The sequence below is a fragment of the Nitrospira sp. BLG_2 genome, from assembly GCF_049222245.1.
On sequence record NZ_JBLYIG010000509.1, the window covers coordinates 1 to 1,641 of the forward strand.

A 1,641-nucleotide genomic window follows, 5' to 3' on the forward strand; every position below is an offset into this window, starting at 1 on the left:
ACTCCATCCCTCCTGTTGCAGTTGCAGGAAATCGGCACAGGCAAGATCCTCGACCTTTTTCTCGAACATGCACAACGTCCGGCGGCCCATTTGACCCTTGAAGAAAAGGCCTTTCTCGTGCGTCATTTCTTTTCAGCCAACTGGGCGACCATGGTGCGGCCGCATCAACGATACCATGAGTTGCTGGTGAAACGGGGACTGAACGTACCGGGGCATGATCTCCATCGCGTCGCCCGTCAGTTTTCCACTCAGGATTGTTTGGACTTACAGGTATGGCACAATCTTGCCTGGTTTGGATACGGCACCGTTCAACAATATCCTCGCCTGGCGGCGCTGCGCCAGAAAAATCGCGGCTTCACCGAGGACGACAAACATGAAGTGCTGGAACTACAACGGATGGCCGTCCGAGAAATCATTCCCCTGTACCGACGCCTCATGGAATGTGGCCAAATCGAACTGACTACGACTCCTTTCTATCATCCGATTCTGCCGCTGGTCATCGATACCGATATCAACCGGCGGGCGAGGCCGGATCTTCCCTTGCCCGCTCGTTTTCATGCTCCTGATGATGCCGCAACCCAGCTTCAACAAGCCGTCGATTTTCATCATCACACGTTCGGCCGTCCTCCGATGGGCTTGTGGCCGTCAGAAGGGTCTGTTTGTCCCGAGATGCTTCCTCTTATCCATCAGGCCGGACTGCGCTGGTTTGCCACGGACGAAGGCATCCTCGCGCGCTCTCTGGGAATGTGTGACCGTCCATGGCACCGACAGTCCGCGCTCTATCAACCCTATCGCATCGGTGAAGCCGAGGGTTGCTTGGCCGTCCTGTTCCGGGACCGCGAGATCTCCGACGCGTTTGGATTCGTCTACCACAAGACGACGCCCGAATCCGCAGCCGAGGATGTCCTGCGACGTGTGCGTGACATCGTTCACGCTGCCCCACAAGATAAGCTCCTCATCGCCATCATTTTGGACGGCGAAAACCCATGGGAACATTATCACGACGGTGGTGAACAGTTTCTTTCTCTGCTATACAAGACCTTCACGAACCACGAACTGGATCAAGGACAGTTCGTGGTCCACGCGTCGACTATTTCAGATGCGATTACCTCCGTTCAGCCCACACAGCAGCTGCCCTGTCTCCATTCAGGCTCCTGGATCAATTCCGACTATAAGATTTGGATCGGGCACCAGGAAGACAATCGCGGATGGGATCTTCTCGGCCATACCCGCACACAGCTTATGAATCTCTCGCCGAGTCTTCCGTCCGATCGCAAGCGGGCTGCCTGGCAAGAACTGTACGCTGCGGAAGGCAGCGACTGGTTCTGGTGGTACGGTGACGATTTCGATACCGATTTCAAACCGGAATTCGACCGGCTCTTTCGTACCCATCTCCGCAATGTCTGGACACATATGGGCATTCCAGCTCCCGACCAACTGAACCATCCGATCTGCATCAGGACCATAGCCTCGGAGTCCGATTCTGTCCAACAACCGCTCGCCCTGTTGAACCCCACAATCGACGGCATGGTGACTGACTTTTTCGAATGGCGCGGCGCTGGAAGCATTAATACCAAGCCACCGCTTGGCGCCATGTGGAAAGCGGATGGACTCTTCACGGCGATCCGATTCGGCTGGAAC

Annotated in this window: 1 protein-coding gene; it reads left to right on the top strand. The window is 55.8% G+C overall.

Annotated features, from left to right (window positions below; genetic code table 11):
- Window positions 1-1,641: glycoside hydrolase family 57 protein (locus tag ACOSYY_RS13800; RefSeq protein ID WP_526023322.1), on the top strand; the 1,641-nt coding region annotated here is incomplete at both ends.